Source organism: Mesorhizobium sp. 2RAF21 (assembly GCF_052115345.1).
Taxonomy (GTDB): Bacteria; Pseudomonadota; Alphaproteobacteria; order Rhizobiales; family Rhizobiaceae; genus Mesorhizobium; species Mesorhizobium terrae.
The window spans coordinates 111,984-136,826 of the sequence record NZ_JBFRGM010000013.1; the positions used below are offsets into that span (position 1 = coordinate 111,984).

Below are 24,843 nucleotides of genomic sequence, written 5' to 3' on the forward strand. Positions count from 1 at the left end.
GATGCTCCTTGCCTGTCATGTTTATGAAAGGGCGCCGCGGCAAGCCGCGACGCCCGTGAGAAAGTCTGAACAGCTTACGGCAGCGCCGCGCCCTTGTAGGTCTGCTCGTAGCGGCGAAGGATCTGGTTGCCACGCTCGACCACGGCATCGATCGCCGTCTGCATGTCCTTCTGGCCGGTAAAGGCGGCTTCCAGTTCCGAACGCAGTTCGGCGCGGATCGAGGTGAAGTTGCCGAGGCGAATGCCGCGCGACAGCGGCGTGACATTCGAAGCCGTCAACGAAGCGATCGCGATGTCGCGGTTCACCCGCTTCGGATCCTTGTAGAAGCCTTCAGCCTTCAGGAGCTCGTAGCCCTTGGTCGTCACCGGGATATAGCCGGTGTTCTCGGCGATATACTTCTCGCCGGTGTCCGGAGCCGTGACGTATTTCAGGAAGGCGGCCGCGGCCTCGTATTCTTCCTTGGATTTGCCCTTCATGACCCACAGCGAAGCGCCGCCGACCATCGAGTTGGTGCGCTTGGAGGCGTCGAGAACCGGCATCATCGCAACGTCCCACTTCAGGTCCTTGGCCTGGGTGTTGTGGACGGTGCCGTGGTTGGCGATGGAGGTGATGGTCGCCGCGCAAGTGCCGTCGGCGAAAGCCTGGACGATGTCCTTGCCCATCTGCTTGGTCTGGATCTTGGCATAGCCGGCATCGAGCCAAGACTTGAAGTCCTTCATGTGGCCGACGAAGGCGGTCTTATTGAAGGCGAGCTCGGCGCCGAGACCGCCATAGCCATTGTCGAGCGTGGCAAGCGGAATGGCATTGGTGGCCGAAAACTGCTCGAGATCCATCCAGGAATCGAAGTCGAAGGCAAAGCCGCAAGGCACGCCAGCGGCCTTCATCGCCTTCAGGTCTTCGCCGAACTCGGCCCAGGTCTTCGGCGCTTCGGTCTTGCCGATCTTCGCGAAGGCGTCCTTGTTCCAGTAGAACACGGCGGTCGACGAATTATAGGGGAACGACCACATGTCGCCGGAGCTGGTCGCATAATAGTTGGCGATGCCGGGGAAATACGCCTTCCAGTCGATGTCGAGCTTGTAGTCCTGGGCGAACTTGTTGGCCGGATAGATCGCGCCCGACAGCATGAAATTGACGGTGCCAGCGTCGTAGATCTGCACGATCGTCGGATTCTGCTTGGAGCGATAGGCCGCAATCGTGTTCTGCTCGGCCTTGTCGTAGCCGCCCTGGCCAGTGCAGACGGCTTCGTATTTGTCCTGCGACTGATTGAAGAGCTGGCAGTGCTTGGCCACCACTTCGCCGAGGTCGCCGGTGAGGCCATACCAGAACTCGAACTTTGTGCGTTCGGCGGCGCTGGCGCCGCTGGCAAGGACGACGGCCGTCGTCGCGAGCAGGATTAATCGTTTCATTCGTCCTCTCCAGACAGGAAGGTTGCTGCGCGAGCGGAAACGCCCGCTACGGCGCCTCCCCTAGAGAGGTCACGTGACAGCCGCGTTGTGGTTTCGTGATGATATGACGACAATCCCCACCGATCAGGTGCGCAGGACACTCCAGGCGTCAGCAATCCCGTCGGGTCGGGGTGCGTTGAGGCTCAAGGCCTGTTGATCTGACCCAGCCGTGTCAGACGAGGCTAGACACCGGCATCCCGGATTTCGAAAACATTGCCGCCAGAGGTGACAAAACGCCCATGCTCGCCGCGCCGTACGCTGTAGCACTTCTCGCCACCGTCGCGGAGTTCAAGCCAGGTGGTGCACAATTCACCATTGCGCAACACCCAGCGCCCCTTGTCGCCGTGCTCGTTTGCGTTTTCGATCGTGATCTCGGCCGTGCCATCCGGTGCCAGCAAAAGTAAGCCGCCCCGCCAGCCGCCAGCCTCCCACCAGGCGATTGAGCGGCCGACCAACTCGTTCTGAAGCTCTGTCGAACTGAGGTCGCCTGCCTCCGCTTCGCCGGTTGCGAGCGCCGAGGCGATCAGGATTACCGAACACAAAGCCGTGCTGCGCAAAGCCCGAATCCCCATCCATGACGGTCCGATGACGATTCAATGACATTTGCCGGCTGTTGTCGAGCCGCGATCGCAGGGAGCCAGCGCGGCTTTTCCCCAGATGCCGTCAGGGAAGTGTCACGCGCCGGTCAGACGCCGGACATGAAAACGCGTCATGTTGGCAAACGGCCTGTCGAGCACGCTCGGCCGAACCAGCCCTAAAACAAAGGACCAAGCCTATGTCAGCCGTCACCGGCACCGGAATCTCTGCGCATAAGCGCGCCAACGATCTCTCCGACTTCGCCGAGGAACTCGACATGATCGAGGAACTCGGCGTCGAGGCCATCGAACTGCCGACCTACGACATGGATATCGTCGTCGGCGGCAAGATCAGGAAGCCGCAGCTTGTCGCGCTGAAGCGCACCTGCGCAGCACGCGATATCGTCTATTCCGTGCATGGGCCGCTCGCCATCAACTTCATGGACGAAGCCTATCGTCTGCCGCGCCATTTCGAGGTGCTCGAGGCCTCTCTGGAAGTGGCGGCCGAAGTGGGTGCGGAACACTACGTCATCCACTCCGGCCTGATGGCGACCCAGCAGGCCGACGGCATCGAGGCCGGTTACCAGCGCCAGCGCGAATGGCTGGCCAAAAGCGGCGAAGTCGCCCGCCAGCATGGCCTGATCCTGTGCGTCGAAACGCTTTTCGCGGGCTACGAAGGCAAGGCGCTCGCGGCCTCGCCGTCACGCCTCGCTACGGAACTCGGCGCCATCAACCATCCCAACGTCATGGCGACGCTCGATTTCAGCCATGCCTATTTGAAGCTCGACTTCGACGGCCGCCGCGACGATTTCGTCGAGGAAGTAAAAGCGCTCGCGCCCTATGCGCGCCATCTGCATGTCCATGACAGCTTCGGCCGCCAGGACGATATCTGGATGTACACCGACGGCGAGCGCATCGCCTATGGCCATGGCGACCTTCACCTGCCTGTCGGCTGGGGCGACATCCCTTGGGACAAGCTGATGGCCGAATGCGAGTTCCCGGATGGGGTTCTGTTCAACATCGAGCTCAAAGAACGCTACTGGTACGCAGCCCAGGACACCGTGGACGCAACCAAAAAACTCGCCGAGAAAGCACGCTTCGTACACACCGCGGCAGCAGCTTGAACGACTTGTCCTGATGTTTTGGTGGTTGGTACGCCCAAGGGGAATCGAACCCCTGTTTGCGCCGTGAGAGGGCGCCGTCCTAACCGCTAGACGATGGGCGCAGCCGAGAACCGGCGATATAGGCTGGCCCGTTTGAAAAAGCAACAGGCTGAAACGGGCAAGTTTCATCGTCGGCGTCGACAGCGGTCACGGTCGTACTCGCCCTGGCCGCCGCCACTCCAGAGTGGCGGCGGCCAAGCGTTGTAACCACCCGGCCGGCTATCGCGCCGGCTGGATCAAATCCCAGAGATTGCCATAGAGATCGGCGAAGACGGCAACCGTGCCATAGAGCTCATGGCGCGGTGCTTCACGGAACTCGACGCCGCGCGCGATCATCGCCGCGTGATCGCGCTCGAAGTCGTCGGTCTCCAGGAACAGGAATACGCGGCCACCAGTCTGGTTGCCGACGCTGGCCGACTGGACGGGGCCATCGGCCTTGGCCAGGAGCAGTTTCGCCCCCTGCCCCGACGCCGGCTGCACCGTGACCCAGCGCTTTCCGCCACCGAGATCGACATCCGATGTCAGGACAAAACCCGCTCGGTCGACATACCAGCGGATCGCCTCGTCATAGTCCTTGACTACAAGGGCGACGGTGGCAACGGAACGACCAGCGGCGAAGTCGCTCACGGCTGGGCCCACCTATTGCGCGCGGATGACGAAGCGGCCGACGATGCGCCGCTCCGTCAGATCGTAAATGAAGATCGCGCGGCTGCCATCGGCAAGGTCGACATCGAGAGAGAGCCGGCCGCCCGACAGTGATTGCGACAGCACCTTCGAGCCAACGGGCAGCACGATATCTCCGGTCTGCGGCTCACCCGCCGGCGTCTGAATATCGCCTACCAGCGGTGCAGCCGGCTGCTTTGCCGTGCGCGATTTGTAGACAAGCGCGACTGCCACGACCATAAGGGCAAAGAACAGCAGGCCGAGATTGATGGCCATGAAGCGAACGAGCTTGCGGCGTACCTTCTCGATATTGGGATCCAGCGGCTTGTCTTCCTCATCGGCAAGGGGCCGGGCCATGGGCAATTTCTCTCGGAACGGTTTCGATGGCCGCACCTGATAACGAAGACACCGACGAATTCATAGAGCCGGTAACGATCGCGCTGGAGGCTGGGCAGGAAGCGGCCGGCCAGCGGCTCGACCAGTGGCTTGCGGCCAGACTGGCACCCGATTTGTCGCGCAACCGCATCCAGGCTTTGATCAAGCAAGGTGCCGTGCGCATTGGTGGTAGCCTAGTTGACGAGGCCAAGCGCAAGCTGGCCGTGGGCGACCACGTCTCGGTGGACATGCCGGAGCCCGAGCCGGCCGAGCCCCTGGGCGAGGACATCCCGCTCGACATTCTCTATGAGGACGACGCCTTAATCGTCATCGACAAACCGGCCGGACTGGTTGTCCATCCCGGCGCCGGCAACTGGACCGGAACGCTGGTCAACGCCCTGATTCATCATTGCGGCGCCAGCCTTTCCGGCATCGGTGGCGTGCGGCGGCCAGGCATCGTTCACCGCCTGGACAAGGACACCAGTGGGGTCATGGTTGTCGCCAAGACCGATCATGCCCACAGGGTGCTTTCCGAGGCCTTCGCCGATCACGGCCGTACCGGCGATCTCGCCCGTGCCTATGTCGCGCTGGTCTGGGGTATTCCGGAGCGCGCCATGGGAACTGTCGATGCAGCACTTGGCCGCCATGCCGACCGCGTGCGCCGCGCTGTGGTACCCGAGCATCGCGACGACGCCCGCCATGCCGTCACCCATTTCACGGTGGAGGAGCGCTTTGGCGAAGGACAGCAGAAATTCGCCAGCGCCAGCCTCGTCGAGTGCAGGCTGGAAACCGGCCGCACCCACCAGATCCGCGTGCACATGGCCCATATCGGCCACCCGCTGATCGGAGACCCCGACTACGGCCAGGCCTTCCGCACCAAGGCGAACCGGTTGCCGGATCCCCTGAAGGCAAAGGTCGCCGCCTTTCCCCGCCAAGCCTTACATGCACGCCTCCTTGAATTCAGTCATCCCGATACCCATCTGACGATGACGTTCGAAGCGCCGATGCCAGGGGACATGGAGGAACTGGTCGGCGGCTTTCGGAATCTCTGAACCTGCCACCAAAAAACCTGACTCGTATTGTTCACTTAACGGTGACACACTGTTTTGCCTTGAACAAATACGTGGATTTTCCGGTTTTGTTCCGGTATAAACCATTCGGCGCGACCGTGCAGTCAAGCAGCCGCGTCATTTGCCCGCCACGTTTCGGGGGCAATCCCAAAAGAGAGGAGGGCGCAGTTCATGGCCCAGTCACTACCCAGTATCGTTTCCGGTGAAGGCGGCCTTTCCCGCTACCTGGAAGAAATCCGTCGCTTTCCGATGCTCCAGCCGCAGGAAGAGTATATGCTCGCCAAGCGGTACAATGAGCATGAAGACACCGGCGCCGCCCACAAGCTGGTCACCAGCCACCTTCGTCTCGTGGCCAAGATCGCCATGGGCTATCGGGGCTACGGTCTGCCGATCGGCGAAGTCATTTCGGAAGGCAATGTCGGCCTGATGCAGGCCGTCAAGAAGTTCGAGCCGGAGCGCGGCTTCCGGCTGGCCACCTATGCCATGTGGTGGATCAAGGCCTCGATCCAGGAATACATCCTGCGCTCGTGGAGCCTGGTCAAGATGGGCACGACCGCCAATCAGAAGCGCCTGTTCTTCAACCTGCGCAAGGTGAAGGGCAAGATCCAGGCGCTCGACGACGGTGATCTCAAGCCCGAGCAGATCACCGAGATCGCCACGCGGTTGAACGTGTCGGAAGAAGAGGTGGTCTCGATGAACCGCCGCCTGTCCGGCGACGCCTCGCTTAACGCGCCGATCCGCGCGACCGAGGGCGAAAGCGGCGAATGGCAGGACTGGCTGGTCGACGACCACGACAGCCAGGAAGAGATGCTGATCGAGCAGGACGAACTGGACAACCGCCGCCAGATGCTGGCCGGCGCCCTGTCGGTTCTGAACGATCGCGAACGCCGCATCTTCGAGGCGCGCCGGCTTGCCGACGAACCGCTGACGCTGGAAGAGCTTTCGTCCGAATTCGACATCTCCCGCGAGCGCGTGCGCCAGATCGAAGTGCGCGCTTTCGAGAAAGTCCAGGATGCGGTCAAGGCCGCGGCGCGCAGACAAACCCAGGCGCTGCGCACGATCGACGCCCAGCCGACTGCTTAAGATACGACCTCGCCTCCCAAGGCAAAAAACCGCGCCGGCAAACCGGCGCGGTTTTGTTTTGCGGCAATGATCGATGCTCTAAACCGTCTCAGGAATCGGCCGGAACCCGCTTCGGCGCAAGCGTGGCGGCCAAGCCTTCCATGCGCTGCGCCAAGGCACCCAGCGCGCCGGTCAGCGCCTGATCGTTCTTGTCGGCCTTGGTGAGCGCGTCGTCGCGCGTCTTGCGCAGCGTCAGCACCTCGCTCTCCATGCCCTTGATGCGTTTCTGCATCTCGGACAGCTCGTCCATGACCATGATGCCGGCCATGACGGTGAGGCGCTGGTCGCCGATTTCGCCGAACGAATCCTTCAGATGCGCGACATAGCGATCAAAGCGCTCGGCCAGGTCGACCAAATGCTCTTCCTGGCCTTCGTCGCAAGCCATCCGATATTGCTTATTGTCGATGGTGACAGTGACCTGCGCCATGCCGGATCTCCTGTGCTATCTGTCCAGTACCGCGCGGATGGTTTCCATCGCGGCCACCAGCCGACGCGACACTTCCTTGTTTGCGTCCTCCAGCCGTTCGGCCCGCGCTTCGGAATTGTCGAGTTCCTGCGCCAACCTGGATCGGTCGGCGTTCATGCGCTGCACCTCGGCTTCGGCTTCGGAATAGTCGCGCTCGTTTTCAAGTTTGTTCGCGACGGCATTTTCTAGGCCTTCCATGGCCTTGCCCAGCCTCGCAATGACTTCCTTAAGGGTCGTTTCCCCGGTCATGGCCTTCGTCCTCAGCCCGTGCCCATCACCGAATCGCTCGCGTTCAGAACGCGTTATTCGTGAAACATTAGGCGGCGTGTGAAGGACACGTCAACAAAGCCGTCACCGCTGTCCCCCGCTAACGCTAATTTGATCGAGCCGCCGTCGGCATTTTCCTTGATGAGAAGCCAACTAAATCGATTTAGGTTTGATTGACTCACGCGACTGGCCTGCTATGTGTCGCGGCGTCTTTTCCGAACCGAACGGCTGGAGGAACCATGGTTTCGCGCGAACAACACGATCGGATGGCCAATGCGATCCGTTTTCTGTCCATGGATGCCGTCGAGAAGGCCAATTCCGGCCATCCTGGGCTGCCGATGGGCGCCGCCGACATCGCGACTGTCCTGTTCACGCGCTTTCTGAAATTCGACGCCAAGAACCCCCACTGGCCCGACCGCGACCGTTTCATCCTCTCCGCCGGCCACGGCTCGATGCTGCTCTACTCGCTGCTCTATCTGACGGGCTACGAGGACATGACCATTGAGCAGATCAAGAATTTCCGCCAGCTCGGCTCGAAGACCGCCGGCCATCCTGAATACGGCCATGCCACCGGCATCGAGACCACCACCGGTCCGCTCGGCCAGGGCATCTCGAATTCGGTCGGCTTCGCGCTCGGCGAGCGCATCATGAATGCCGCTTTCGGCAACGACCTCGTCAACCACTACACCTATGTGCTGGCCGGCGACGGCTGCCTGATGGAGGGCGTTTCGCAGGAAGCGATCGCGTTGGCCGGCCACCTCCGGCTCAACAAGCTGATCGTGTTCTGGGACAACAACAACATCTCCATCGACGGCCCGGTCTCGCTGTCAGACTCCACCGACCAGGTCGCCCGCTTCCAGGCTTCCGGCTGGAATGCCATGCATGTCGACGGTCATGACCCCGAAGCGATCGCCTATGCCATCGAGGCGGCGCGCCATTCCGACAAGCCGACGCTGATCGCGGCCAAGACCACCATTGGCTTCGGCGCGCCAACCAAGGCCGGCACCAACAAGGTGCACGGTTCGCCGCTCGGCGCTGAAGAGATCGCCGGCGCGCGCAAGTTCTTCAACTGGGATTCGCCGCCTTTCGAGATTCCTGCCGACCTCCTGGGTGCATGGCGTGCCGCCGGTGAAGCGGGCGCCAAGCAGCGCACCGACTGGGAAGGCCGCCTCGCCAAGACAGACGGCAAGCTGCGCGCCGAATTCGAACGGCGCATCGCCGGCAAGCTGCCGGCAGATTTCGACGCCGTCATCGCCGACTACAAGAAGAAGCTCGCCGTCGACAAGCCGAAGGTCGCCACCCGCAAATCGTCGGAAATGGCGCTGGAAGTCATCAACGGCGCGGTTCCCGAAACCATCGGCGGCTCGGCCGACCTGACCGGCTCCAACAACACTAAGACCAGCCAGACCAAGGCGATCACCCGCGACGACTACGGCGAGCGCTACGTCCACTACGGCATCCGCGAGCACGGCATGGCCGCCGCGATGAATGGCTTGACGCTGCATGGCGGTATCATCCCCTACGGTGGCACGTTCATGTGCTTCACCGACTATGCGCGTCCGTCCATGCGCCTCGCTTCGCTGATGGGCATCCGCTCGATCTTCGTCATGACGCATGACTCGATCGGCCTCGGCGAGGACGGCCCGACCCACCAGCCGGTCGAACATCTGGCGGCGCTGCGTGCCATTCCGAACCACAACGTCTTCCGCCCGGCCGACGCCACGGAGGCAGCCGAATGCTGGCAGATCGCGCTGGAATCGGAAAAGACGCCGTCGACGCTGGCGCTGACCCGCCAGAACCTGCCGGCGGTGCGGACCGACTACGTCGCGGAGAACCTCTGCCGTCTTGGTGCTTATGAGCTTGCCGCCGCCGAAGGTGGCGAAGCAGCCGTCACCATCTTCGCCACCGGCTCGGAGATCGAGATCGCGCTCGGTGCCCGCACCCTCTTGCAGGGCCACGGCCACCCGACCCGTGTCGTCTCCGTGCCCTGCTTCGAGCTGTTCTTCCAGCAGAGCGATGCCTATCGCGAAAAGATCATCGGCAAGGCCAAGATCAAGGTCGCCATCGAGGCCGGCATTCGCCAGGGCTGGGATCCCATCATCGGCACCGATGGCATCTTTATCGGCATGCACGGTTTCGGCGCCTCCGGCACGATCGAGCAGCTCTACAAGCATTTCGGCATCACCGCCGAGGATACCGCCAAGGCCGTGGAAGCGCGGCTTCACGCCAAGTAATGCCTTCCCGGCGGTTGCATCCGCCGGGCCCTTTCGTCGCACCAGACGAATGAAACGATTAGCTCTCAGGGCGAGCGGCTGGATTCTTTTGCCGCTCGCCGTTATTCAGGCGGCGGACATTTTGCATCCGCCTTTCACGCTCCCCGGGAGAAAGACATGACCGTCAGAGTTGCCATCAATGGGTTTGGCCGCATCGGCCGCAACATTTTGCGCGCGATCTACGAGTCCGGCCGCAAGGACATCGAAGTCGTCGCCGTCAACGACCTCGGCCCTGTCGAGACCAATGCCCACCTTTTGCGCTATGACAGCGTGCACGGCCGTTTCCCCCACGAAGTTAAGGTGGACGGAGACAGCATTTCCATCGGCGGCAAGAAGATCAAGGTCACCGCGATCAAAGATCCGACCCAGCTGCCGTGGAAGGAACTCAACGTCGACATCGCGCTCGAATGCACCGGCATCTTCACCTCGAAGGAGAAGGCCTCCGCGCACCTGACCGCCGGCGCCAAACGCGTCGTCGTCTCGGCCCCGGCCGACGGCGCCGATCTGACCGTGGTCTACGGCGTCAACCACGACAAGATCACCAAGGATCACATCGTCATCTCCAACGCCTCCTGCACCACGAACTGCTTGGCGCCGGTGGCCATGGTCCTCAACAATGCCTTCGGCATCGAAAAGGGTTTCATGACCACGATCCATGCCTATACCGGGGACCAGCCGACGCTGGACACCATGCACAAGGACCTCTATCGCGCTCGCGCCGCAGCGATGTCGATGATCCCGACCTCGACCGGTGCCGCCAAGGCCGTCGGCCTGGTCCTGCCGGAACTCAAGGGCAAGCTGGACGGCGTCTCGATCCGCGTCCCGACCCCGAACGTCTCGGTCATCGACTTCAAGTTCGTCGCCAAGAAGACCGTCACGGTCGACGAGGTCAACGCTGTTCTCGTTGCCGCCGCCGATGGCCCGCTCAAAGGCATCCTCGCCTATACGAATGAGCCGCTGGTCTCGGTCGACTTGAACCACAACCCGGCTTCGTCGACCTTCGCGCTCGACCAGACCAAGGTCATCGAGGGCAATCTCGTGCGCGTCATGTCCTGGTACGACAATGAATGGGGCTTCTCCAACCGCATGGCCGACACGGCCGTCGCCTTGAGCAAGATGATCGCCTGATCGCTCCGCCCCTTTTCGACCTTCGTGAAACGCTCGGTTCCGCCGGGCGTTTTTCGTTGGCGGAGAAAAATCACTGAAGTCAGTGTGCTAGCTCAAAAAATCACGGCCGCGCCTTGCACCGGCCATGTCTTCGCCCCACTCTCCCGTAAAGCGGAGAAGAGCGAAGCGCGAGGGGAAAAACTGGATGGAGCACGCGATCTATCTCGCGACGCTGATCGGCACCGGACTGGTGGTGGCCGCCGCGTTTTCGAGCCTGATCGCATTCCGCTTCGGTGCCCCGCTGCTGCTGCTGTTTCTGGGCATCGGCCTTGCTACCGGCGTCGACGGACTGGGCATCGCCTTCGACAATGCCAGCGTCGCCTATTTCATCGGCTCGCTCGCACTTGCTGTGATCCTGTTCGATTCCGGCTTCGGCACGCCGCTCAAGGTGTTGCGTCAGGCAGCTGGCCCTGCGCTCTCGCTGGCCACGGTCGGCGTCGTGCTCACCACTGGCTTGTTCGGCGCAGCCGCCTTCTATCTGCTTGATCTCAACTGGCTGGAATCCTTCCTGCTTGGCGCTTCCGTCGCCTCCACTGACGCCGCCGCCGTGTTCTTTCTGTTGCGCGCCGGCGAGATCAACCTGCGCGAACGTGTGCGCTCCACGCTCGAAGTGGAATCCGGCACCAATGACCCGATCGCCATCTTCCTAACCATCACCCTGGTCGAGGTGATCGCCGCGGGAGCAAATCCGGAGGCTCCGGTGCTGCTCGCCGACCTGTTGCTTGGCTTCCTGCTCAACATGGGGCTGGGAGCGGCGGTCGGCATTGTTGGCGGCATGGCGATCGTGCGGTTGGTCGACAGGCTGAACCTCGACCACGGCCTCCTGCCGATCTTCGTGCTCACCCTGTCGCTGATGGTCTTTGCCGCCGCCGGCGCCATCGGCGGTTCGGGCTTCCTCGCGGTCTATCTGGCCGGGCTCGTTGCCGGTAATTCCGACATCCGCGCCGTCACCATCCTGAAACGCTTCCAGGACGGCATGTCTTGGCTGGCGCAGATCATCATGTTCCTGGTGCTTGGCCTGTTCGCGACGCCGTCTCAGTTTCCGGCGATCCTGTTGCCGGCCATTCTGCTTGGCCTGTTCCTGATCTTCATCGCCCGCCCGCTGGCGGTTTGGCTCTGCCTTATTCCGTTCCGGCTGCCGCGCCCGGAAGTCGCTTTCGTTTCCTGGGTCGGCCTGCGCGGCGCGGTCTCCATCCTGCTCGCCATCACCCCACTGCTCGGCGGGTTGGAACATGGCCGCATGATCTTCAACGTTGCCTTCATCATCGTTCTGGTTTCGCTGGTGGTGCAGGGCTGGACGGTCGGACCCTTGGCCCGAAGGCTTGGCCTCATAGTGCCCGCACGCATCGGCCCGCTTGATAAGGTCGAGCTCGAACTGCCGGGCTCGGCCCACCATGAATTGCTCGCCTACCGCGTCGTACCGGGCAGCCCGGTCGCGCGCGGCGAACGTATCCCGCGGTGGGCAAGGCCATCGCTGGTCGTTCGCGATGGCCGCTCCATGCGCTTCCAGGACATGGGCCGCCTGCAGGCCGGCGACAACGTCTATATCTTCGTGCCCGATCGCTATCCGCGCTTGCTCGACAAGCTGTTCGCCAGCCGCGCCGTGGTCGACCCCGAGGATGCCGATTTCTTCGGTGCCTTCGCCGTCGACCCGAACCGCCCCGCCGAAGAACTGGAAGCGGCCTACGCGCCTGGGCTGACTGAAGAGGAGCGCAAGCTGACCATCGGCGCGCTGGTGGTAGAGCGGCTGGATGGCCATGCCGAATATGCCGATCGTGTCTCGATCGGGCCGATCGAACTGATCGTGCGCGATGTCGACGACAAGGGCCGCATCACCGGCCTCGGGCTGTCCTTTGAGCCGACGGCGCCGGTCGCGCGGGTGCCTGCCTTCCTCAGCGCCGGCGAACTTTTTGACCGTATCGCCAGCCTCATTCGCAATCGCCGCAAGCCGCCCGAAAAGCCGAAGGCGTCGGAGGACGATACGACGCAGAACCGTCCCGACGCGAATGAACGCAAGGATGATGACGCCCCGCTGCCAGCGTGATGTCACCTTGTGGCGAGATATTTATCGCCCCATGCTTCTCAAGCCTTGCATCCCCGTTTTTGGCGGGTAAGGTCCGGCATCTTTTCGAAAAGGAACAGGCATGGCTGGCTTCAAGACCCTGGACGATATCAGCGATGTGGGCGGCAAGCGCGTGTTGGTGCGCGTCGATCTCAACGTGCCTGTTGCCAACGGCAAGGTCACCGACCTTACCCGCATCGAACGCGTCGTGCCCACGATCTCGGAGCTTTCGGACAAGGGCGCCAAAGTTATCCTGCTCGCCCATTTCGGTCGCCCGAAGGACGGCCCCGCACCCGACCTGTCGCTGCGCCCGATCGCTGCCGCCACCGCCGAGGTTCTCGGCCGGCCCGTCGCCTTCGCTGCCGACTGTGCGGGTGAAAAGGCCGAGCTGGCTGTCGCCGGCATGAGGAACGGCGATGTGCTGCTTCTGGAAAACACCCGCTTCTACAAGGGCGAGGAAAAGAACGATCCCGCGCTGACCGAACAGTTCGCGGCGCTCGGCGACGTCTATATCAACGACGCGTTCTCGGCCGCACACCGCGCGCATTGCTCCACCGAAGGCCTGGCGCGCGTGCTGCCGGCCTATGCCGGCCGCACCATGCAGGCGGAACTGGAGGCGCTCGAGAAAGGCCTCGGCGCGCCGGTCAAGCCGGTCATCGCCATTGTCGGTGGCGCCAAGGTCTCCAGCAAGATCGATCTCCTGATGAACCTCGTCAAAAAGGTCGACGCGCTGGTGATCGGCGGCGGCATGGCCAACACCTTCCTCGCCGCGCGCGGCACCGATGTCGGCAAGTCGTTGTGCGAGCACGATCTCGCCACCACCGCCAAGCAGATCATGATCGAGGCGGCCACTGCCGGTTGCGCCATCATCCTGCCGGTGGACGGCGTAGTGGCGCGCGAATTCAAGGCGGGAGCCGCCAACGAGACCGTTGCCATCGACAAGGTACCTGGCGACGCCATGATCCTCGACGTCGGCGCCAAGACCATCGAGACGATCAACCAGTGGATCGACCGTGCCGCCACGCTGGTGTGGAACGGTCCGCTCGGCGCTTTCGAGATCGAACCCTTCGACAAGGCGACTGTTTCCGCCGCCAAACATGCAGCCGCCCGCACCAAGGCCGGCAAATTGGTTTCGGTAGCTGGTGGCGGCGATACGGTCGCGGCACTCAACCACGCCGGCGTTGCCGACGATTTCACCTATGTCTCGACCGCCGGCGGCGCGTTCCTCGAATGGATGGAAGGCAAGCCACTGCCCGGCGTCGAAGTATTGAAGAAGTAGGCGAAACGCCGGCTGTCAAGCACTGCCGGCGACCTCAAATCGTTTGAAAATCTTTCAATCGGTTAGTACTCTGGATCGGCCTTTTCAGCTGGCGCATGCTTCTGCTATGCGCCCGGCATCACTTTCTGAAGGAAGATGAAATGAACCAGGAAATGGCCGCGCAGGTAGCAAACAAGGACGGCTTCATTGCTGCGCTCGATCAGTCGGGCGGCTCCACGCCGAAGGCGCTCAAGCTTTATGGCGTCGACGAAAGCGCCTGGTCGAACGATGCGGAAATGTTCGACCTCGTTCATCAGATGCGCGCGCGGATCATCAAGTCGCCTGCCTTCACCGGCGACAAGGTCATGGGTGCGATCCTGTTCGAGCAGACCATGGACCGCGACATCGACGGCATACCGACCGCCCAGTATCTGTGGGAAAAGCGCCATGTGGTGCCTTTCCTGAAGATCGACCAGGGTCTGGCTGAGGCCACGGACGGCGTCAAGCTGATGAAGCCGATGCCGAACCTCGACGCGTTGCTGAAGCGTGCGGTCGCTAAGGGAATATTCGGCACCAAGGAACGGTCGGTGATCGATGCGGCGAACCCGAAGGGCATCGCCGCCGTTGTCGACCAGCAGTTCGAAGTCGGCAGGCAGGTCCTGGCGCATGATCTCGTCCCGATCATCGAGCCGGAAGTCACGATCTCCATCCATGACAAGGCGGAAGCCGAGGACATTCTGCTTGGCGAAATCCGCAGGCATCTCGACACCGTGCCGGCTGGCAAGAGGGTCATGCTGAAGCTGACGCTGCCGACGAAGGCGAACCTCTACAAGCCGCTGATCGACGATCCCCGCGTCATGCGCGTGGTCGCCCTCTCCGGTGGCTATTCCCGCGACGAGGCCAATGCGAAGCTGAAGCAGAATTACGGCATGATCGCCAGCTTCTCGCGCGCGCTGACCGAGGGTCTTTCGGCGCAACAGACCGACGCGCAGTTCAACGCTGCGCTGGCATCAGCGATTGACAGCATTTTCCAGGCGTCCAGCGTCAAAACGGCCGCCTGAGCCAGCTTTTCATATCGACACGCGAACCCGGGCCTCGCGCCCGGGTTTTGCTTTTTTGCGCGAGCACCCAGCCCGACTGCGAAATTTTTGGCCCCGCGGATGTCGGAATGGGCGGACGCCACGCGTCCTTGGACAATGGAGAGAGGAGAATTCCATGTCCAAACGCAAGATCGTCCCGCAGGAAGAGTGGTTTCGTGCGCACCAGCAGCACCTCAAGCGCGAGAAGGAACTGACGCGCCTGCGCGACAAGATCGCCGCCGAAAGACGTGAACTGCCCTGGCTCAGGATCCGCAAGGACTATGTGTTCGAAACCGAAGCAGGGCCAAGGCATCTTGCTGATCTCTTCGGCGCCAACAGCCAGCTCATCGTCTACCATTTCATGCTTGGGCCGGGCGGCAACCATTATTGCGAAGGCTGTTCCTTCCTGTGCGACCACATCGACGGCGCCAATCAGCATCTTCGCCATCATGATGTTTCGCTGGTAGTGGTGGCCCGCGCACCGCTGGCCGAGCTTTCGCCGTTTAAGAAACGCATGGGCTGGAAGTTCGACATGGTGTCGTCCTATGCCAGCGACTTCAACTTCGACATGCAGGTGTCCTACACCGACAGACAGATCGCGGCCGGCGAGACCGTCTACAATTTCGAGAAACGTGCCATCACCATTCGCGACCTGCCCGGCACCAGCGTCTTCTTCAAGGACGAGGCCGGCAACGTCTTTTTGACCTTCATGTCACGGGCGCGGGGCGGCGAACCACTGATCACGACCTACGACTATCTCGACATGACGCCGAAGGGTCGAAATGAGAACGGTCCCTATTACGGCATGATCGATTGGGTGCGCCTGCACGACGAGTATGAGGGTGCGACGGAGGCAGAGGAAGGCTGCTGCCACTAGAGCGCTGCGCGTCGTGCTAACGTTGCGGCAACAGATGAAACGAATGCTTCCTATTCATCTGCTCTGCGTCCTGCGCTATGGCTTGATGTGTCGTTGCATCGAGCTCGCCATGTCCCGCATCGCCGCATTGCTTACCTGGTTCGCCCTGCCCGTTTATATCTGGCAAGGGCTCGGCGTGCGCCGCCGCACCACACGCATGTTGCCGGCCTCGGGTCCTGTCATGCACGAGATCGCCGGCAAGAAGCCCGCTCTCTCGCTGCTGGTGCTGGGCGATTCCTCCGCGGCCTCGGTCGGCATCGCGAATTCCGAGGAGGGATTGGCGGCCCAGCTTGCGTCACTGATTTCGGAGCGAACCGGCAGCGCGATACGATGGCGCGCCGCCGGCTTCAATTCGGCAACCTCCGGTCAGATCCGCGATCATGTCCTTCCCAATCTGTCGGCCGAGCCGTGGACGCATATCGTGCTCTGCATCGGCACCAACGACACCAAGAATTTCCACTCGGTGTCGCGCTTCAAGAAGGACTTCGGTGGTTTGCTTTATGCCCTGCGCGCCAAATGGCCGGAGGCGCGCGTGATCTGGTCGCCGGTGCTGGAATTCACCCAGGCGCCGGCAATGCCGCCGCTGCTCGGCAAGATTCTCGAAATCCGCGCCCTGGAAATGAACCGCATGGGCATGCGGCTATGCCATGAACGCGGCGCCGTGCCTGCGCCTCGCCTGCCCATCACCGACCCGGAAGCCGGTTTCGCCAGCGATGGCTTCCATGCTTCCGCCGCCGGCTATCGCGCCTGGGCCGAACATCTGGCTAGGTTTGTGCTGGGTGATGACGGCGTACCGCCGGCCTGACAGAACCTCTCCTCTGCCCGCACCCGCGAGAATAAATCTCTGTCACCCGTGACTGAGCAAAGCCGTGATCGAAATCGCGGCCATTGCGGCCACGGCCAGCTTCCAGCAGTCACGCCGGCGCTTCAATCCTGGCCAGCCGAGCGGCTTGACGACCTGTATGGCCATCATGGCGAGGATGAGGAGCGCGAGCAGCTTCGACATAACCGTCTTTGAGCAGGGCACACGATGCCTGTCAAAGGTCCACCAGCCGCAATTCTCTCGCCCTTAAGTCAGATGGACGTTCGCCGCCCGCAGGCGCTAGATTTCCGCAAAAGACGAAGAAAGGCGGAGGAGACGATGGCAAGCCGCTACCACGAGGTCTACGCCGATTGGAAACGCGACCCCGAAGCCTTCTGGGCGGAAGCAGCCGAGGCCATTGACTGGTATCGCCGCTGGGACCGCATCTTTGATCCGCGCGAGGACGTCTATGGCCGCTGGTTCGTCGGCGCTTCCTGCAACACCTGCTACAATGCCGTCGACCGCCACGTCACCGGCGGCCGCGCCGACCAGCTCGCTTTGGTCCATGACAGCGCTTACACCGGCAAGGTCACACGCTACACCTATGCCGAATTGATGCGCGAGGTGGTGGCGACCGCGTCGGCACTGTGGAACCAAGGTATTCGCAAGGGCAACCGCGTCATCATCTACATGCCGATGGTGCCGGAGGCGGCGATTGCGATGCTCGCCTGCGCGCGCCTCGGCGCCATCCATTCCGTTGTTTTCGGCGGCTTTGCGGCGCGCGAACTGGCCACCCGCATCGATGATGCGACCCCGAAGGTCATCATCTCGGCCTCCTGCGGCCTCGAACCGAGTCGCGTCGTGTCCTACAAGCCGCTGCTCGATGCCGCCATCGAGCTGGCCACCCACAAGCCGGACGCATGCCTGATTCTGCAGCGCGATGAACTGCGCTGCGAGCTGATCCCCGGTCGCGACGTCGACCTCGGCGACCAAGTCGCGCGCGAACGCGCCGCTGGTGCCTGGGTGGACTGCGTGCGTGTCGCTGCCACCGACCCGCTCTACGTGCTCTACACCTCAGGCACCACCGGCCAGCCCAAGGGCGTGGTGCGCGACAATGGCGGCCACATGGTCATGTTGAAATGGTCGATGGAGAACGAATTCGGGATCAAGCCCGGCGAGGTGTTCTGGGCTGCCTCCGACGTCGGCTGGGTGGTTGGTCATTCCTACATCGTCTATGCGCCGCTGCTCCACGGCTGCACCACGGTCATGTTCGAAGGCAAGCCGGTCGGCACGCCGGATGCCGGCACCTTCTGGCGGGTGATCGCCGATCACGGTGTCGTCTCCCTGTTCACGGCGCCGACCGCCTTTCGCGCCATCAAGGGACAGGACCCGCAAGGCTTGCTGGTGCCGAATTACGATTTCTCCAAATTTCGTGCTCTCTTCCTTGCCGGCGAGCGGGCTGACCCAGAGACCATCAAATGGGCCGAACGGCACCTCAAGGTGCCGGTGATTGACCATTGGTGGCAGACGGAGACCGGCGCGCCCATCACCCAGAACCCGATCGGGCTTGGTCCGCTGCCGGTGAAATACGGCTCACCCGGCGTGCCGATGCCGGGCTACGACATTCGGGTGCTCGATGATGCCGGGCATGAGCTGACGGCCGGCGCGCTGGGCAATGTGGTGTTGAGGTTGCCGCTGCCGCCCGGCTGCCTGCCGACATTGTGGAAGGCCGACAAGCGCTTCCGCCAATCCTATCTCGACGAGTTCCCCGGCTATTACAAAACCGCCGACGCCGGCCTGATCGACGAGGATGGCTATCTGCTCGTCATGGCCCGCACCGATGACATCATCAACGTCGCCGGTCACCGCCTTTCCACCGGCGCGATGGAGGAGGTGCTGGCGGAACATCCCGACGTTGCCGAATGCGCGGTGATCGGCATTGCCGACGCGATGAAGGGCCAGGTGCCGCTTGGCCTCGTCGTGCTGAATGCCGGCGCGGTGCGCGAAGACGGCGCCGTTGAGAGGGAGGCCGTAGTGCTCGTGCGTGAGCGCATTGGCCCAGTTGCCGCCTTCAAGACGGTGGTGACGATCAAACGCCTGCCAAAGACCAGATCCGGCAAGATCCTGCGCGGCACCATGCAAAAGATAGCCGACAAAGAAGAATGGAAAATGCCGGCTACCATCGACGATCCCGCCATTCTCGATGAGATCAAGGCGGCGCTGAACGCGCGGGGAATAGGCGTTTAAACGACCCGCTCTACTCCTGACAGATAGCTGTCAGGAGGGGTATGCGATGATGCCTCCATCAAAACAAAGGAGGCCGCCATGACCCGTTTCGCCATCGTCAGCTCAGTGCAGCGCTATGTCGGCAAGATCCGCACGCTGCGCAATGAGATCCGCACCGAGCGCCTGCTCAACAGCCTTTCGCCCGATATCCGCGCTGATATCGGCTGGCCCGATATGTATGCCGGGTTCAAGCGGCGCGAGGATTGACTGACTTTTTTCGGCAAGCCCTTGGATTGACAGGTTGTCGCACCCAAGTAAGGAAACCGCGGCTGCGCATACCCCAAGGGAATGCTCTTCTGCGCCTGGGCATTTGGCCATTGATTATTTGTGATGTGGCTGTCGTGGGCACGGCGCGGTCTAAAGAGGGGAGAGAATTATGCCAAATGGAAAAAAGATTGGCTTCGTGTTCATCGACCGGTTCGCCGATTGGGAATATGGTCTTTTGTCGGCCTCTGCTGTCGAATGGTTCGGAGCGCAAGCCGTTTCGATCACACCTGATGGCCAGCCTGTCACGTCCGCAAGCGGATTTCGGCTGTCGCCGCACCGTTCGGCTACCGTGGCCGACAATCATGACCTCGATGCCATTGCAGTGATCGGTTCCGATGTATGGACTGGCGACAAGGCTCCCGATGTTTCCAGCCTTGTCGATGCCGTGGCGATGCGCCGTGGCGTGATCGGTGGTATCTGTGCGGGAACGCTACCGCTTGCCCGCGCTGGCGTTTTCGAAGGCAGAACGCACACCAGCAACGGCCGCGACTGGATCCTGACACATCTACCCGACTATGCCGGCGTCGAGCGCTATCGCGACGTGCCGAATGCGGTTGCCGACGGCAACGTCGTTTCCGCACCGGGTTCGGCACCTGGCACCTTCGCCAAGGAGTTCATCGAAGCGCTCTATCCCGACAAGCATGACGAATTGACTGAGATGCGCGCCTTGTTTGCCCGGGAGTACGGTGAAAGCTCCTGACAATATGCTGTCAGGAGGCCAATGCCATACTGACAGCGTTGTAAAACGGGGGGGGTTTGGACGTGACTGATTTTGTTCCGCCGAAAGCGGCTATCTGGTTTGAAATTCCGGTGACCGACATGGATCGCGCACAGGCCTTCTATGGTGCAGTGCTGCAAAACACGCTGTCGCTCGAGACGATGGGACCAAACCCCATCGCCTTGTTCGCGGCAAAGGATCAGGCTGCCTCCGGCCATGTCTATCCCGGCAAGCCGGCGCCACGTGGCACCGGTGGTACCATTCATCTCGCTGTGGCCGCGCCGCTCGAGGATGCGCTCGAACGCGTCAAGGTCCACGGCGGCGAGGTCGTCTCGGAAATCATCCAAGTGCCATCCGGGCATTTCGCCTATTGCCTCGATCCGGACGGCAACAGCTTCGGTTTGTTCGTATGAACGGATAACTTGATGGTCAAAAGCTGGACAGACAGGCTGAACACGGCTGGCATCAATGGCATTCGGCCGACGCCACGCACCATGAGTGACGTGGTCGAGGGCCAGCCGATGTTGGTGCCGACGCCGCGGCAAGTGGATGAGTTCATCCGCTCGATCCCGAAAGGGGTCGAGATGGATGTAAGGGCGTTGCGGACCGCGCTTGCCGTCGAACACGGCGCCGAAGTGACATGCCCGGTCACCATCGGCTACCATTTGCGTACCGTTGCGGAGGCGGCCTTGGAAGATCTCGAGCGCGGAACCGCGCTCGCCGACATCACGCCCTTCTGGCGAGTGCTCAGCTCAAGGACGCCGACAACGAAGAAATTGTCGCTTGGCGCCAAACTGGTTGATGAGCAGCGCCGCCGCGAAGGGCTCGACCCGTAGGAACCGAGGATACGAACGATGCGACGTGCCGATAGGCTTTTCCAGATCGTCCAGCATCTGCGCGGCGGCCGCTTGGTCACTGCACAGAAGCTCGGCGCTTGGCTCGAAGTGTCCGAGCGTACGATCTACCGCGATATCGCTGACCTGCAATCGACCGGCGTGCCGATCGATGGCGAGGCCGGTGTCGGTTACATGATGAGGGAGGGGTTCGATCTTCCCCCGCTCATGTTCACCAGAGACGAGATTGTGGCGCTGGTAGCCGGTGCCCGCATGGTGCGCGCCTTTGGTGGGGCCACTATGGCCCGCGCTGCCGACGAAGCCCTGGTCAAGATCGGCGCGGTGTTGCCCGATACTGAAAAGGACCGCATCGCGCGCACTGAAATCCACACGCCGATGTGGGTGGTGAGCGACGCCGCGCGCGAAGCGATCGATATCATCGAACGCTCGATCGAGAAGCGGCAGGTTCTGACCATTGACTACAATGACGAAGCCGGCCGCAGCACGGCGCGCGACGTGCGGCCGCTCGGGCTCTGGTTCTGGGGCAAGGTGTGGACGTTGGTCGCCTGGTGCGAGATGCGCGACGATTTCCGCGCCTTCCGCATCGACCGCATCGCTTCAGTCATCATTGCCAACCGCCTGTTCAAGCCCGAACGCGGCAAACAGCTCGCCGATTTCTATCGTGCCGTCGAGCGCAGCGAAGCCTATGGCATGGGCCCGACGGCAAGAGGCGCATGAACGGCACGACCTCCTCGTTTGAGGAGGTCGTAGTTCCAGTTCTTATTCGTCGTCTTCTTCGGTTTTGCCCTTCAGCGCCGAGAGCTTGGCGAAGACGGCGTTGGCGTCGAGTTCCTCGTCCTCGGCCTTCGGCTTTTCGGCCTCGGGCACCAGGCGCTCGGTGAGCGCTGCCGGCAGCAGCGTGTCGCCGATCGGCTGCACCGGTTCGCGGCCGCGCGAGGCGCGCTGCACTTCGAGATCGAGGTCGATCTGCGAACACAGGCCCAATGTCACCGGGTCCATCGGCGCCAGATTGGCCGAGTTCCAGTGCTTGCGCTCGCGAATCTGCTCGATGGTCGACTTGGTGGTGCCGACGAGGCGCGAGATCTGCGCGTCCTTCAGCTCGGGATGGTTGCGCACAAGCCACAGAATGGCGTTCGGGCGATCCTGGCGCTTGGACAGCGGTGTGTAGCGCGGCCCCTTGCGCTTGGATTCCGGCACCCGCACCTTCGGCTCGGACAGCTTCAGGCGATGGTTTATGTCCTTCTCGCCGCGCGCGATTTCCTCGCGGGTGAGCTGTCCGGTGATGACGGGGTCCATGCCCTTGATGCCCTGCGCCGAATCGCCATCGGCGATCGCTTTCACCTCGAGCGGGTGCAGCGAACAGAACTGCGCGATCTGGTCGAAGGAAAGCGCGGTGTTGTCGACCAGCCAGACGGCAGTCGCCTTGGGCATCAGCAGCGTGTTGGCCATGCGGTAAATCCTTCTCGTTCGCCCGCGTTCCCGCGCGGGCGGTGGTTTGAGCCACCAGTAAGGGAAATCGGGGCGTATATAGCTGTTAACGGCTCCGATCGCAACGGTTTTGCGGAACCGCGCATTGGGCGGCAGCCAATGCGCACCGGTTCGCGCGATTGTCACCAAAGCTTCATGTCCCCGTCATCCCGGTGAAATGCGCCTCCCCCAATTGGGAAGGCGTTTTTCCACATACGATTTTGAGGGGTCCAATATGCTTCGTCCGTCCTGCCTTATTGCGCTCACCGCCGCTCTTGCCGCCTCTGTTGCCCTACCGGCGAAGGCGGAACAGGTGTTCAATCGCATTGCCACCTTCCCGGTCGCTTCCAACCTGCCAGCCGCTGCCGACAAGAAGGCAAAGACGTCGGCCGAAATCATCGCCGCCACAGATGACGGCAAGTCGCTGGTCTATTCCGACAGCCCCTACGGCGCGGTCGGCTTCGTCGACATCGCCGATCCGAAAGCCCCGAAGGCCGGCGGCCTCGTCAAGATCGACGGCGAACCCACCTCCGTCACCGTTGCCGGCGGCAAGGTGCTGGCCGGCGTCAACACATCCAAGAGCAAAACCGATCCCAAGGGCAACCTGACCGTCATCGACATCGCCACCAGGAAGGTCGAGGCAAGCTGCGATCTCGGCGGCCAACCGGATTCGGTGGCGCTGAGCAAGGACGGCAAATATCTCGCCGTCGCCATCGAGAACGAGCGCGATGAAGAGTTGAACGACGGCGCGATGCCGCAGCTGCCGTCCGGCAACCTCAAGATCGTTTCGGTCGCCGCCGGCGTTCCGGATTGCGCTTCGATCAGGACCGTCGAGGTCACCGGCCTGTCGGAGATCGTCCCCGAGGATGCCGAACCCGAATTCGTCGCCTTCAACGACGCCGGCGAAATCGCGCTGACGCTGCAGGAAAACAACCACATCGTCGTGGTCAACGCCGCGACCGGCGCTCTCGTCTCGCATTTCTCGGCCGGTTCGGTGACGCTTGAAAACATCGACACCAAGAAAGACGGCGCTCTGAACTTCTCCGGCAAGATCGAGAACGCACTACGCGAGCCCGACGCCGTGAAATGGCTGGATAACGATCGTCTCGTGATCGCCAATGAGGGTGACTACAAGGGCGGCTCGCGCGGCTTCACCATATTTTCCAAGAAGGGCGAGGTGCTCTACGAATCCGGCACCAGCTTCGAATACGAGGCCGCCAATCTCGGCCACTATCCGGAGCACCGCAACAAGAAGGGCATCGAGCCGGAAGGCATGGAAGTCGGCACCTATGGCGGCCAGAAGCTTGTCTTCGTCGGCGCCGAACGTGCCTCGCTGGTCGGTGTCTACCAGGATACGGGCGCTGCGCCGAAGTTCCTGCAGGCACTGCCCTCGGGCATTGGCCCGGAAGGTCTGCTCGCCATTCCGGCGCGCAACCTCTTCGTCACCGCCAATGAGACCGATCTCATCGAGGATGGCGGCGCTCGCTCTCATGTCATGATCTACGAACGCGCCGAGGGCAAACCGGCCTATCCGATGATCTCCGCCGGCCTGACCGACAGGGGCGTGCCGCTCGGCTGGGGTGCACTCTCGGCACTCGCCGCCGATCCCGAGACCGCCGGCAAGCTTTACTCGGTTTCGGATTCAGCTTACGCCGCACAGCCCTCGATCTATACGATCGACGCCACTCAAACGCCGGCCAGGATCGTTGCCAAGACCGTTGTGACCCGTGGCGGCAACCCCGCTCAGAAGCTTGACCTTGAAGGCATCGCCCCAGACGGCAAGGGCGGTTTCTGGCTGGCATCGGAGGGCAACAGCGAGAAGCTGGTGCCACACGCCATTTATCGCGTCGACGACAAGGGCGAGATCAAGCAGGAGATCGCTTTCCCGACCGAATTGCTGCCCAACGAGACCCGTTTCGGCCTCGAAGGCATCACTACCATCGGCGAAGGCGACGACCTCACCTTGGTGGCTGCGGTGCAGCGTGAGTGGAAGGACGACCCCAACGGTCAGGTCAAGCTGCTCGCTTACAAGCCAAAGACCAAGGAATGGGCCGCCGTGCGCTACCCGCTGGAAAAGGCGAGCAAGGGCTGGATGGGGCTGTCGGAGATCACCGCCCACAACGGCAAGCTCTACGTCATCGAGCGCGACAATCAGATCGGCACCGAGGCCAAGGTGAAGCGCATCTACGGCGTTGGCCTAGACGGCTTCAAGCCGGCCAAGCTCGGCGGCGAATTGCCGGTGGTCGAAAAGACACTGGTGCGCGACCTGCTGCCCGACATGAAGGCGGCCACCAACGGTTATGTCGTCGACAAGGTCGAGGGCTTCACCATCGACAAGGTCGGTGATGCCTATGTCGTTACCGACAATGACGGCGTCGACAATTCCTCAGGCGAGACCTTGTTCCTGCGGCTTGGCAACATCGCCACCATCAATTGAGTTCCCTGCCCCGGGTGCCTCCCGCCCGAGCGAAAATGGCCACGGCTTCGCGCCGTGGCCATTTTTTTGAACGGAACAACCGGAGCCGGTGAGAAATATCCAGCCCGGAAA

25 protein-coding genes and 1 tRNA gene are annotated in these 24,843 nt (G+C 62.2%); 17 read left to right on the forward strand and 9 right to left on the reverse strand.

What is annotated here, in order from left to right; all coding sequences use genetic code 11:
• Positions 1 to 74: 74 nt before the first annotated feature.
• The gene (locus tag AB4136_RS21770) at positions 75 to 1,406 is read right to left on the reverse strand and encodes an extracellular solute-binding protein (RefSeq protein ID WP_024922737.1); all 1,332 of its coding nucleotides are present in this window, start codon (positions 1,404 to 1,406) and stop codon (positions 75 to 77) included.
• Between the two features lie 221 nt (positions 1,407 to 1,627).
• Positions 1,628 to 2,002 carry a hypothetical protein gene (locus tag AB4136_RS21775; protein ID WP_137901172.1) on the reverse strand — a complete coding sequence of 125 codons (375 nt, stop codon included), beginning with the start codon at positions 2,000 to 2,002 and terminating at the stop codon, positions 1,628 to 1,630.
• A gap of 218 nt (positions 2,003 to 2,220) precedes the next feature.
• Here AB4136_RS21775 and AB4136_RS21780 point away from each other — a divergent pair, with 218 nt between their 5' ends.
• Positions 2,221 to 3,144 carry a sugar phosphate isomerase/epimerase family protein gene (locus AB4136_RS21780; protein WP_024922739.1) on the forward strand — a complete coding sequence of 308 codons (924 nt, stop codon included), beginning with the start codon at positions 2,221 to 2,223 and terminating at the stop codon, positions 3,142 to 3,144.
• Positions 3,145 to 3,170: 26 nt separating this feature from the next.
• Here AB4136_RS21780 and AB4136_RS21785 read toward each other — a convergent pair.
• From AB4136_RS21785 to AB4136_RS21795, 3 genes are all read right to left on the reverse strand, one after another.
• Positions 3,171 to 3,245, reverse strand: a tRNA-Glu gene (locus AB4136_RS21785).
• A 157-nt stretch (positions 3,246 to 3,402) separates the two neighbouring features.
• A complete protein-coding gene (locus tag AB4136_RS21790) occupies positions 3,403 to 3,810 on the reverse strand; it encodes a VOC family protein (RefSeq protein WP_024922740.1) in 408 nt (135 codons plus the stop codon).
• Between the two features lie 12 nt (positions 3,811 to 3,822).
• On the reverse strand, positions 3,823 to 4,203 hold the full coding sequence (locus AB4136_RS21795; RefSeq protein WP_024922741.1) for a hypothetical protein: 381 nt from the start codon (positions 4,201 to 4,203) through the stop codon (positions 3,823 to 3,825).
• 26 nt (positions 4,204 to 4,229) lie between these two features.
• Here AB4136_RS21795 and AB4136_RS21800 point away from each other — a divergent pair, with 26 nt between their 5' ends.
• Positions 4,230 to 5,273: an RluA family pseudouridine synthase gene (locus tag AB4136_RS21800; protein WP_024922742.1), complete on the forward strand. Its 1,044-nt coding sequence runs from the start codon at positions 4,230 to 4,232 to the stop codon at positions 5,271 to 5,273.
• Positions 5,274 to 5,462: 189 nt separating this feature from the next.
• On the forward strand, positions 5,463 to 6,374 hold the full coding sequence (rpoH, locus tag AB4136_RS21805; protein ID WP_024922743.1) for an RNA polymerase sigma factor RpoH: 912 nt from the start codon (positions 5,463 to 5,465) through the stop codon (positions 6,372 to 6,374).
• Between the two features lie 88 nt (positions 6,375 to 6,462).
• Here rpoH and AB4136_RS21810 read toward each other — a convergent pair whose 3' ends face one another.
• Positions 6,463 to 6,840 carry a cell division protein ZapA gene (locus tag AB4136_RS21810; RefSeq protein WP_024922744.1) on the reverse strand — a complete coding sequence of 126 codons (378 nt, stop codon included), beginning with the start codon at positions 6,838 to 6,840 and terminating at the stop codon, positions 6,463 to 6,465.
• 15 nt (positions 6,841 to 6,855) lie between these two features.
• Positions 6,856 to 7,128, reverse strand: a complete 273-nt coding sequence (locus tag AB4136_RS21815) for a DUF4164 domain-containing protein (RefSeq protein WP_024922745.1) — start codon at positions 7,126 to 7,128, stop codon at positions 6,856 to 6,858.
• A gap of 257 nt (positions 7,129 to 7,385) precedes the next feature.
• Between AB4136_RS21815 and tkt the strand changes: the two genes are divergently transcribed.
• The 7 genes from tkt to AB4136_RS21850 all read left to right on the forward strand — a co-directional run bounded on the left by tkt (position 7,386) and on the right by AB4136_RS21850 (position 16,706).
• A complete protein-coding gene (gene tkt, locus AB4136_RS21820; RefSeq protein ID WP_024922746.1) occupies positions 7,386 to 9,380 on the forward strand; it encodes a transketolase in 1,995 nt (664 codons plus the stop codon).
• Between the two features lie 156 nt (positions 9,381 to 9,536).
• Complete coding sequence (gene gap / locus AB4136_RS21825; RefSeq protein ID WP_024922747.1) at positions 9,537 to 10,547, forward strand: type I glyceraldehyde-3-phosphate dehydrogenase; 1,011 nt, start codon at positions 9,537 to 9,539, stop codon at positions 10,545 to 10,547.
• A gap of 184 nt (positions 10,548 to 10,731) precedes the next feature.
• Positions 10,732 to 12,630 carry a potassium/proton antiporter gene (locus tag AB4136_RS21830; RefSeq protein WP_024922748.1) on the forward strand — a complete coding sequence of 633 codons (1,899 nt, stop codon included), beginning with the start codon at positions 10,732 to 10,734 and terminating at the stop codon, positions 12,628 to 12,630.
• A 100-nt stretch (positions 12,631 to 12,730) separates the two neighbouring features.
• Positions 12,731 to 13,927 (forward strand): phosphoglycerate kinase, encoded by a 1,197-nt coding sequence (locus AB4136_RS21835; protein WP_024922749.1) that lies wholly within the window; start codon positions 12,731 to 12,733, stop codon positions 13,925 to 13,927.
• A 140-nt stretch (positions 13,928 to 14,067) separates the two neighbouring features.
• Positions 14,068 to 14,967 carry a fructose bisphosphate aldolase gene (locus AB4136_RS21840; protein ID WP_024922750.1) on the forward strand — a complete coding sequence of 300 codons (900 nt, stop codon included), beginning with the start codon at positions 14,068 to 14,070 and terminating at the stop codon, positions 14,965 to 14,967.
• A gap of 154 nt (positions 14,968 to 15,121) precedes the next feature.
• The gene (locus AB4136_RS21845; protein ID WP_024922751.1) at positions 15,122 to 15,862 is read left to right on the forward strand and encodes a DUF899 domain-containing protein; all 741 of its coding nucleotides are present in this window, start codon (positions 15,122 to 15,124) and stop codon (positions 15,860 to 15,862) included.
• Positions 15,863 to 15,971: 109 nt separating this feature from the next.
• Entirely contained in the window at positions 15,972 to 16,706 is a 735-nt protein-coding gene (locus tag AB4136_RS21850; RefSeq protein WP_024922752.1) for an SGNH/GDSL hydrolase family protein, read from the forward strand.
• 42 nt (positions 16,707 to 16,748) lie between these two features.
• Here AB4136_RS21850 and AB4136_RS21855 read toward each other — a convergent pair whose 3' ends face one another.
• On the reverse strand, positions 16,749 to 16,907 hold the full coding sequence (locus AB4136_RS21855; RefSeq protein WP_162835311.1) for a hypothetical protein: 159 nt from the start codon (positions 16,905 to 16,907) through the stop codon (positions 16,749 to 16,751).
• A 135-nt stretch (positions 16,908 to 17,042) separates the two neighbouring features.
• Here AB4136_RS21855 and AB4136_RS21860 point away from each other — a divergent pair, with 135 nt between their 5' ends.
• The 6 genes from AB4136_RS21860 (at position 17,043) to AB4136_RS21885 (ending at position 21,545) form a co-directional block, all read left to right on the forward strand.
• Positions 17,043 to 18,950 carry a propionyl-CoA synthetase gene (locus AB4136_RS21860; protein WP_024922753.1) on the forward strand — a complete coding sequence of 636 codons (1,908 nt, stop codon included), beginning with the start codon at positions 17,043 to 17,045 and terminating at the stop codon, positions 18,948 to 18,950.
• 78 nt (positions 18,951 to 19,028) lie between these two features.
• Positions 19,029 to 19,196: a hypothetical protein gene (locus tag AB4136_RS21865; protein ID WP_162835312.1), complete on the forward strand. Its 168-nt coding sequence runs from the start codon at positions 19,029 to 19,031 to the stop codon at positions 19,194 to 19,196.
• 169 nt (positions 19,197 to 19,365) lie between these two features.
• Positions 19,366 to 19,956, forward strand: coding sequence for a DJ-1/PfpI family protein (locus AB4136_RS21870; RefSeq protein ID WP_024922754.1), 591 nt, complete (start codon positions 19,366 to 19,368; stop codon positions 19,954 to 19,956).
• Positions 19,957 to 20,018: 62 nt separating this feature from the next.
• Positions 20,019 to 20,387 carry a VOC family protein gene (locus tag AB4136_RS21875; protein ID WP_024922755.1) on the forward strand — a complete coding sequence of 123 codons (369 nt, stop codon included), beginning with the start codon at positions 20,019 to 20,021 and terminating at the stop codon, positions 20,385 to 20,387.
• A 12-nt stretch (positions 20,388 to 20,399) separates the two neighbouring features.
• Positions 20,400 to 20,810 carry a hypothetical protein gene (locus tag AB4136_RS21880; RefSeq protein WP_024922756.1) on the forward strand — a complete coding sequence of 137 codons (411 nt, stop codon included), beginning with the start codon at positions 20,400 to 20,402 and terminating at the stop codon, positions 20,808 to 20,810.
• 18 nt (positions 20,811 to 20,828) lie between these two features.
• The gene (locus AB4136_RS21885) at positions 20,829 to 21,545 is read left to right on the forward strand and encodes a helix-turn-helix transcriptional regulator (protein WP_024922757.1); all 717 of its coding nucleotides are present in this window, start codon (positions 20,829 to 20,831) and stop codon (positions 21,543 to 21,545) included.
• 42 nt (positions 21,546 to 21,587) lie between these two features.
• Here the strand turns inward: AB4136_RS21885 and AB4136_RS21890 are convergent, their stop codons facing one another.
• A complete protein-coding gene (locus AB4136_RS21890) occupies positions 21,588 to 22,277 on the reverse strand; it encodes a DUF1013 domain-containing protein (RefSeq protein ID WP_024922758.1) in 690 nt (229 codons plus the stop codon).
• 253 nt (positions 22,278 to 22,530) lie between these two features.
• On the opposite strand from AB4136_RS21890, the gene AB4136_RS21895 reads away from it, so the two are divergent.
• Positions 22,531 to 24,732 carry an esterase-like activity of phytase family protein gene (locus AB4136_RS21895; RefSeq protein WP_024922759.1) on the forward strand — a complete coding sequence of 734 codons (2,202 nt, stop codon included), beginning with the start codon at positions 22,531 to 22,533 and terminating at the stop codon, positions 24,730 to 24,732.
• Positions 24,733 to 24,843 lie beyond the last annotated feature (111 nt).

What these genes read in the sequence shown, in the direction of transcription:
- AB4136_RS21770 (WP_024922737.1), bottom strand. Translation starts at nt 1,406, where the DNA reads ATGAAACGATTAATCCTGCTCGCGACGACGGCCGTCGTCCTTGCCAGC.
- AB4136_RS21780 (WP_024922739.1), top strand. Translation starts at nt 2,221, where the DNA reads ATGTCAGCCGTCACCGGCACCGGAATCTCTGCGCATAAGCGCGCCAAC.
- AB4136_RS21795 (WP_024922741.1), bottom strand. Translation starts at nt 4,203, where the DNA reads ATGGCCCGGCCCCTTGCCGATGAGGAAGACAAGCCGCTGGATCCCAAT.
- AB4136_RS21800 (WP_024922742.1), top strand. Translation starts at nt 4,230, where the DNA reads ATGGCCGCACCTGATAACGAAGACACCGACGAATTCATAGAGCCGGTA.
- rpoH (WP_024922743.1), top strand. Translation starts at nt 5,463, where the DNA reads ATGGCCCAGTCACTACCCAGTATCGTTTCCGGTGAAGGCGGCCTTTCC.
- AB4136_RS21810 (WP_024922744.1), bottom strand. Translation starts at nt 6,840, where the DNA reads ATGGCGCAGGTCACTGTCACCATCGACAATAAGCAATATCGGATGGCT.
- AB4136_RS21815 (WP_024922745.1), bottom strand. Translation starts at nt 7,128, where the DNA reads ATGACCGGGGAAACGACCCTTAAGGAAGTCATTGCGAGGCTGGGCAAG.
- tkt (WP_024922746.1), top strand. Translation starts at nt 7,386, where the DNA reads ATGGTTTCGCGCGAACAACACGATCGGATGGCCAATGCGATCCGTTTT.
- gap (WP_024922747.1), top strand. Translation starts at nt 9,537, where the DNA reads ATGACCGTCAGAGTTGCCATCAATGGGTTTGGCCGCATCGGCCGCAAC.
- AB4136_RS21830 (WP_024922748.1), top strand. Translation starts at nt 10,732, where the DNA reads ATGGAGCACGCGATCTATCTCGCGACGCTGATCGGCACCGGACTGGTG.
- AB4136_RS21835 (WP_024922749.1), top strand. Translation starts at nt 12,731, where the DNA reads ATGGCTGGCTTCAAGACCCTGGACGATATCAGCGATGTGGGCGGCAAG.
- AB4136_RS21840 (WP_024922750.1), top strand. Translation starts at nt 14,068, where the DNA reads ATGAACCAGGAAATGGCCGCGCAGGTAGCAAACAAGGACGGCTTCATT.
- AB4136_RS21845 (WP_024922751.1), top strand. Translation starts at nt 15,122, where the DNA reads ATGTCCAAACGCAAGATCGTCCCGCAGGAAGAGTGGTTTCGTGCGCAC.
- AB4136_RS21850 (WP_024922752.1), top strand. Translation starts at nt 15,972, where the DNA reads ATGTCCCGCATCGCCGCATTGCTTACCTGGTTCGCCCTGCCCGTTTAT.
- AB4136_RS21855 (WP_162835311.1), bottom strand. Translation starts at nt 16,907, where the DNA reads ATGTCGAAGCTGCTCGCGCTCCTCATCCTCGCCATGATGGCCATACAG.
- AB4136_RS21860 (WP_024922753.1), top strand. Translation starts at nt 17,043, where the DNA reads ATGGCAAGCCGCTACCACGAGGTCTACGCCGATTGGAAACGCGACCCC.
- AB4136_RS21865 (WP_162835312.1), top strand. Translation starts at nt 19,029, where the DNA reads ATGACCCGTTTCGCCATCGTCAGCTCAGTGCAGCGCTATGTCGGCAAG.
- AB4136_RS21870 (WP_024922754.1), top strand. Translation starts at nt 19,366, where the DNA reads ATGCCAAATGGAAAAAAGATTGGCTTCGTGTTCATCGACCGGTTCGCC.
- AB4136_RS21880 (WP_024922756.1), top strand. Translation starts at nt 20,400, where the DNA reads ATGGTCAAAAGCTGGACAGACAGGCTGAACACGGCTGGCATCAATGGC.
- AB4136_RS21885 (WP_024922757.1), top strand. Translation starts at nt 20,829, where the DNA reads ATGCGACGTGCCGATAGGCTTTTCCAGATCGTCCAGCATCTGCGCGGC.
- AB4136_RS21890 (WP_024922758.1), bottom strand. Translation starts at nt 22,277, where the DNA reads ATGGCCAACACGCTGCTGATGCCCAAGGCGACTGCCGTCTGGCTGGTC.
- AB4136_RS21895 (WP_024922759.1), top strand. Translation starts at nt 22,531, where the DNA reads ATGCTTCGTCCGTCCTGCCTTATTGCGCTCACCGCCGCTCTTGCCGCC.